This is a genomic window from Magnetococcales bacterium (genome assembly GCA_015231925.1).
GTDB lineage: Bacteria > Pseudomonadota > Magnetococcia > Magnetococcales > JADGAQ01 > JADGAQ01.
Genome location: JADGAQ010000029.1, coordinates 23,866 through 30,263, shown reverse-complemented (window position 1 = coordinate 30,263; position 6,398 = coordinate 23,866). Strand labels below are relative to the sequence as shown.

The window sequence follows — 6,398 nt, the reverse complement described above, 5'->3', positions numbered from 1 at the left end:
TCGATTTTTCTGGTAGCGGGATTGGGGGGCATGAACCGCCGTTTCCAGGCGGAAAGGGTGTTGTTGACCGGGGTGGTTCTGGCGGCGGGCTGGGGGGCGCTGGTCGGCTTCCTGCTGGCCTTCAGCCCGGAGCAGGCCTTGCGGGGTATGCTGTTCTGGTTGATGGGGGACATGGCTTACGCCGAGACCCCGTGGCTCTCCTTGGGGGTCCTGTTTCTGGGGTTGGCCCTGGTCTGGCCGTGGCATCGCGCCATCGACCTCCTGACCCTTGGAGAGGGGCAGGCCGCCTCCCTGGGCGTCACGGTGGGAGCCCTGCGTCTGGGACTGTTCGTGGTGGCGGCGTTGCTGACCGCCCTGGCGGTGACCACCGCCGGCAGCGTGGGTTTCGTGGGTCTGGTGGTACCCCACGCCCTGCGGCTGGCGGGCTTGCGTCGGCACGGCCTGTTGCTGCCGGGGGCGGTTTTGGGTGGCGGGGTCTTGTTGCTGGCCGCCGATACCCTGGCCCGTACCCTCTGGGCCCCGCGTCAGATTCCGGTCGGGGTGGTGACCGCACTGGTGGGGGTGCCCCTCTTTCTGATCCTGATGCGTCGGGAGTTGCGTACATGACGCCGTTGCTCTCCACCCACAACCTCGATGTGCTGGTGGGTGAACAACCGGTCTGCCATCGTCTGGACATGCAGGTGCTGCCGGGGCAGCGTTGGGGTTTGATGGGTAGCAACGGCGTGGGCAAAACCACCCTGCTGCACACCCTGGCCGGATTGCGAGCCCCCCGGCAGGGCCGGATCCTGCTGCGCGGCGAGGCCCTGTCCCGCTGGTCCGCCCGCAAACGGGCCTGCCAGATGGGGCTGCTGACCCAGGGGGATGATTTCGGTTTCCCGCTGACGGTTTGGGAAACCGTGGCCATGGGGCGCTATCCGCACCAGTCGTTTTGGACGGGGGAGGCGGTGGATGACCAGCGCCGGGTGGAGGAGAGCCTGGCCGCTCTGGAGCTGTTGCCCCTGGCCAACCGCCTGCTGCACACCCTTTCGGGCGGGGAACGGCGTCGTACCGCCCTGGCCCGTCTTCTGGTGCAGGAGGCTCCCCTTCTCCTGCTGGACGAACCGGCCAACCATCTCGATCCCCGCCATCAACTGGCCACTCTGCAACTCCTGGATCGCTGGCTCGGGGAGCGGCAGGGGGCCAGCATTGCCGTTTTTCACGACGCCAACCTGGCGGCGCGCCACTGCGACCACCTGCTGCTGCTTTACGGTGGGGGCTTCCATCAACAGGGACCGCTTGCCGAGGTCTTGCAGGAAAGCAACCTGCAACGTCTGTTCGGACTGCCGGTGGTGCGGGTCAGCGATGGGGAGAGGGCGCTGTGGGGCGTGGCCTGAGGGTGGTGCTTGCGCTCCTTTCCGGACTGGCTGCGGCGCAGGCGGAAGAGATCACGGTTCACGACGACACGGGGCGGCAGGTCACATTGTCGGCCCCGGCGCGACGTATCGTCAGTCTGGCCCCCCATTTGACCGAGCTGCTGTATGCGGCTGGCGCGGGTGGCTCCATGGTGGGGGCGGTGGACTACAGCGATTATCCCCCCGAGGCGGCCCGTCTGCCACGGGTAGGCTCCCATGGCCGCTTTGATCTTGAGCGGCTGCTGGCTTTGCGCCCGGATCTGGTGGTGGGCTGGAGCAGCGGCAATGCGGGATTGAACGAGGGGCTGGCCCGGCGTCACGACATGGCGCTTTACATCTCGGAGCCCCGCCATCTGGAGGATATCGCCACCACCTTGCAGCGTCTGGGCCGACTGACGGGAAATGCCGATTCCGGGCGGCAGGCGGGGGAGGCCTTTTTGCGGAATTTGGAGGTTTTGCGCCGCAGCCATGCCGACAAACGGCCGGTGAGTCTTTTCTATCAGATGTGGGATATGCCGCTGATGACCCTGGGTGGGGGGCATATGGTCGGCGACGTGATTCGTCTCTGCGGCGGACGCAACATCTTCGAGGGGTTGCCCCAACTGGCGCCGCCCGTGGATCGGGAGGCGGTGCTGGCGGCGGATCCGGAGGTGATCGTCACCAGCGGCGTGGAGGGCGAGAGGCCGGTCTGGTTGGAGGCCTGGCGCAAATGGCCCTGGCTGAAGGCGGTCAAAAGGGAGCGGTTTCTGATCATCCATCCGGATCTGCTGCAGCGGCAGACGCCCCGCATCCAGGAAGGCGCCCGTTTGTTGTGCGCCTTCCTGGAGCAGGTGCGTCAGCAGGAATGAGTCGTTACATGCGCCACTCGGCTTCGAGGAAGAGATAACGACCGGGGCTGTTGTAGGTGGCCACGGTCTGATACGCCTTGTCGAAGAGGTTGCCCACGGTTCCCTTGAGAACCCAGCCCTCTCCGATGGGATATTCGCCGTGGAGATCCAGGGTGCCGTATCCGGCGATGCGGGTGGTGTTGGCCGCTTCGTCGAACGAGCTGCCCCGTTGCTTCAGATCCAGGGAGACCCGGCCTGCTCCTGCCGGGTGGGCCAGATGCAGGGAGCCCAGCCGCCCGGCGCGACGCGCCAGATCCTTGCCCGTGGTGCGGTTTTCCGCACTCAGAAAGGTCATTTCGGCGCGTCCTTCCCAGGCGGCCAGCTTGCCGCCCACTTCCACTTCGACGCCTTTCATGCGGGCACGGGAGACGTTGGAAGGTGGCCAGCCGTCGATCAGGTTGTTGACCCGGGTATCGAAGCCGCGCAACGACCAGGACCAGGAGGCCACCTCCCGTGACAGTCCCACTTCCCAGCTTTGGGAGGTCTCCGGCTGCAAGGCGGGGTTGCCACCGCCGAAACCGGTGTCGGGCCAGTAGAGCTGGTTGAAGGAGGGCGCTTTGAAGCCCGTGCCCCAACCCACGGTAGCCTTGAAATCGTAGGGCAGCCAATAGCCCCCGGCCAGATTCCAGGTCGAATGGTCCCCGAAAGCGTCGCTCTTGTCGAAACGTCCCCCCGCCTGCAGCTCGAAACGATCCCACTCCGCCAGATGTTGCAGAAAGAGGGCCTGGTTTTCCCGATCCTTGCTGGTGAAGGCGGTATCCGAAGAGACCTCTTCGCCTCGCCACTCCCCTCCCAGGGTCAGGGTTTGCCCGGGAAGGAGGGTGTAGTCGCTTTGCAGATTGAGGGAGTTGCGCAGGGTGGCCGCGCGGCTGCTGGAAACCAACGGCCCGTGAGAACCCAACTGGTCGCGGAACTGGCCCCCCTGGAGGGTCAGCTTCCAGGAGTCGGTCGGCTTGAGGCTGCCCTTGAGGCTGAGGGACTGCTGGACAAAATCGGAATGGTCGTAGCTGCCGTCGTACTCGTAGTCACCCTGGGTGCGGAAGAGGGAAAAGGCCAGATCACCCCGTTTGAAACGATGCCCCACCAGCAGGCTGGCCGACTGATCCTCGTAGCCGTCCGCATCCGGTTGATCGACGCCGAAGGGGCCCGGAACCGGCTGACGGGCATTGAAGCCCTTGGTGCCCTGATGGGAGGCGCCCACCTGCCAAAAAGTGTCGCCTTGGAATCCCCCGACGCGGGAGGAGACCTGGCGGGTTTGAAAGCTGCCCGCTCCGGCGGAGGCTTCGGCCTGGAAGGGTTTGTCCGGTTGTTTGGTGAAGATTTGCACCACCCCGCCGATGGCTTCCGAGCCGAAGAGGCTCGAACGGGGGCCTCGCACGATTTCGATGCGTTCCACCTGGGAGAGGGGCACCAGTTCCAGAGGTGTCGAGCCCACGGTTGCCGACCCCATGCGCACCCCGTCCAGCAGGAAAAGGGTCTGGTCGGAGTTGGCTCCGCGCATGAACAGGCTGGAGGCGCGACCCAGTCCGCCTTGTTGCACCACGTCCAGTCCCGCCCGTTGCCGCAGCAGATCCGGCAGGGAGTTGACCCCGGAGCGGGTGATGTCGTCCCGGGTGATCAGGGTGACGGCGGCGAGAGAGCGGGTCAGGGGTTGAGGGGTGCGGGTGGCGGTGACGACCACGGGAGCGACCTTGCCCACCGGAGCCTCGCCCGATTCGGCCAATCCGACCGCAGGCGCTGCGAAGGCTACCAGAAGGGAAAGCAGGGAAGACGTGTGACGCATGGGAACCTCTTTTCATCGCATTGGCCGCACCCGTCCGTGCGGCAAGCCGAAGGGATCGCGCCAGCGATGAAGAGGAGATCGGGATGCAAAAGAAACGGACATTCCGCCGACCGGAAGAGCCGCAGCCAGGCACCCCACGCTTCCCATCGCAGCGCGGTATGCAGGCGGCAGGCCGGTCTCCGGGCTTGCGAGCGGCGAAGGGGTTCGCCTGCGCACCGCCTTCCCATGGCATGACCACGGTGGCATGAAGGTGCGTTTTTGCGCGCTTACCGTTGCGGGGGCAGCGTCGGAATGGCGCTGAAAGTGATTTCAGCGCGTCACCGGACTTCCCGTTTCACTCCGGAACACGAATGGTTCCAGGAGCACCTGCCGCATGTGGCCCGAAGGGTAGGGGGCTGCGGGCGGACGTGTCAAGGGTTCATTCGAAGGGCAGGTGGGCCAGAAGGCGGGGAATGCGATGGGGGCCGAAACGGTCGATACGAAAACGCACCAGACAGGCGTAAGGCACCACCACTCGTGAGAGGTTTTCCAGGGGCATGCCCAGGTTGAGGGCCATGAGCAAACGGATGATGCCGCCGTGGGCCACGATGAGAATGGCCCGGTCGGCATAGTGCTGCAGCATTTCCTCCCAGGCCTGGCTGACCCGATGTTGCACGTCGAGCAGGGGTTCCCCCTCCGGGGGTGTGTTGTGCAGCGGGTCCAGCCAGAAGCGGGTCAGGCGTTCCCGGTCTCCGGCCAGGAGTTCGTCCCGGGTGCGACCTTCCCAGAGGCCGAAGCCCATCTCCTGGAAACGGGGTTCGCAATGGCAGGGAATGGCGCGTTTTTTTGCGATATTTTGCGCAAAATCGGCGCAACGCAGCAGGGGAGAGTGGAGGATCAGATCCCACCGGCACGGTACCGTGTCAATGGCGGAGAGCATTTGCTGCCAACCCAGGGGACTCAGAGGATGGTCCAGCGAGCCGCGATACATCTCGCCTCCCTCGGGTTCGCCGTGGCGCAGCAGATCCACCGCAGTGGCTCCAGGGGGAGGCAGGGGGTTCATGGCAGGGGAATGCCGGCCTGCTGGAAGGTACTCATGTGACGTTGCAGCAAACAGGCGTTGCGCATCAGCGGCAGGGCGCAGAGAGCCCCCAGTCCGCCGCCCATGCGCAGGTCCAGTTGCAGAATGGTAATGGCGTTCAGGGCTTTGAGAACCGAAAAGTGTCCCGGTTCGGCGGTGCGATGGCTGAAGAGCAGCCAGGGGCGCAGCGCAGGGCGCATGGAAACCGCAGCCAGGGCAGCCACGCTGGCGACGAAGCCATCCACCAGAGCGGCGATACCCAGTTGGGCGCAGGCCATGAAGGTGCCGCACATGGCGGCCGTTTCCAGACCACCCAGTCGCATGAGGGCATCCATGGGCTCGCCCAGCGCGGTGCTGTGGTGGTCCAGGGCCTGTTGGATGGCTGTCACCTTGCGGGCCATGGCCTTTTCGTCCTGACCGGCGTCCGGACCGGTGACGCTGTTGGGAGAGAGCCCCAACAGGGCGCACAAAACCGCAGTGGCCGAGGTGTTGTTGTCCATGCCCACATCGGCAGGTATCAACAGGTGGACGCCCGCCTCCTTGGCCCGCTCCGCTGCCTGTTTGCCCTCGTGCAGGGCCATGAAGAACTGGTCGGCGGACATGGCCGAACGGGTGCGAAAATCCTCGGTGCAACTGCGAAACGAGGCTCGTCTCAACTTTTCGTGGTCCGGCAGGGGGCCCTGCACGCCAAAATCGATGACCTCCAGCGGCGTGACGGTCGATTCGGCCAACAAAGCCGGCGCGGCGCGTCCACCCAGAATACGATGGGTAATGACCGTACTGACCGGCTGGGGAAAGGCCGAGATGCCCGCTTTGGCGATACCGTGGTCGGCGGCGAAAATGACCAGCTTGCAGGGATCGACCTCGGGATAACAGGTATCCTGCATCCCCGCCAGTTCCAACACGATGTATTCCAGAATACCCAAACCTCCCGGAGGTTTGCACAACTGATCCAACCGCTCGCCAGCCTGCAGGCGCGCTCTGTCCGAAATCGTCTTGACGGGTTGCCGGAACCAGGAAGGAATCAAGGCGGAGGCCTTTCTAAAAAAGGGATGTATCAGGAACCAATTGCATAACCGCGACGAAATGGCTCGGAATGATCGATAAATGGAAAAATCAAAGGATAGAACATTTTCATTTTTTGCATTCTAAAAGATAACATATTGAAAGTCGACGGATTTAAAATATACAACGTCTCGACCATGGCCACTTTGCAAGGCTCCCATTCGCAAACATCCTGGCACAGGTATAACCCCGATCGCAAGCGCTGCCGCATC

Annotated in this window: 6 protein-coding genes and 1 riboswitch; of the genes, 3 read left to right on the top strand and 3 right to left on the bottom strand. The window is 64.2% G+C overall.

Annotation, left to right across the window (positions count from 1 at the left end):
- The 3 genes from HQL56_05455 to HQL56_05445 form a co-directional block, all read left to right on the top strand.
- Positions 1 to 606 (top strand): iron ABC transporter permease (locus HQL56_05455; GenBank protein MBF0308955.1); only part of this gene is annotated, 606 nt, incomplete at its 5' end.
- The gene (locus HQL56_05450) at positions 603 to 1,373 is read left to right on the top strand and encodes an ABC transporter ATP-binding protein (GenBank protein MBF0308954.1); all 771 of its coding nucleotides are present in this window, start codon (positions 603 to 605) and stop codon (positions 1,371 to 1,373) included. The genes HQL56_05455 and HQL56_05450, both read left to right, overlap by 4 nt.
- Positions 1,370 to 2,239 (top strand): cobalamin-binding protein, encoded by an 870-nt coding sequence (locus HQL56_05445; GenBank protein MBF0308953.1) that lies wholly within the window; start codon positions 1,370 to 1,372, stop codon positions 2,237 to 2,239. The genes HQL56_05450 and HQL56_05445 overlap by 4 nt, the downstream gene beginning before the upstream one ends.
- Before the next feature lie 4 nt (positions 2,240 to 2,243).
- On the opposite strand, the gene HQL56_05440 is transcribed toward HQL56_05445, so the two are convergent.
- From HQL56_05440 to cobT, 3 genes are all read right to left on the bottom strand, one after another.
- Complete coding sequence (locus tag HQL56_05440) at positions 2,244 to 4,061, bottom strand: TonB-dependent receptor (protein ID MBF0308952.1); 1,818 nt, start codon at positions 4,059 to 4,061, stop codon at positions 2,244 to 2,246.
- A gap of 152 nt (positions 4,062 to 4,213) precedes the next feature.
- Positions 4,214 to 4,446: riboswitch (cobalamin riboswitch) on the bottom strand.
- Between the two features lie 33 nt (positions 4,447 to 4,479).
- Positions 4,480 to 5,103, bottom strand: coding sequence for a histidine phosphatase family protein (locus HQL56_05435; GenBank protein ID MBF0308951.1), 624 nt, complete (start codon positions 5,101 to 5,103; stop codon positions 4,480 to 4,482).
- Positions 5,100 to 6,149, bottom strand: a complete 1,050-nt coding sequence (cobT, locus tag HQL56_05430) for a nicotinate-nucleotide--dimethylbenzimidazole phosphoribosyltransferase (protein ID MBF0308950.1) — start codon at positions 6,147 to 6,149, stop codon at positions 5,100 to 5,102. The genes HQL56_05435 and cobT overlap by 4 nt, the downstream gene beginning before the upstream one ends.
- Positions 6,150 to 6,398 lie beyond the last annotated feature (249 nt).

What these genes read in the sequence shown, in the direction of transcription:
- HQL56_05450 (MBF0308954.1), top strand. Translation starts at nt 603, where the DNA reads ATGACGCCGTTGCTCTCCACCCACAACCTCGATGTGCTGGTGGGTGAA.
- HQL56_05440 (MBF0308952.1), bottom strand. Translation starts at nt 4,061, where the DNA reads ATGCGTCACACGTCTTCCCTGCTTTCCCTTCTGGTAGCCTTCGCAGCG.
- HQL56_05435 (MBF0308951.1), bottom strand. Translation starts at nt 5,103, where the DNA reads ATGAACCCCCTGCCTCCCCCTGGAGCCACTGCGGTGGATCTGCTGCGC.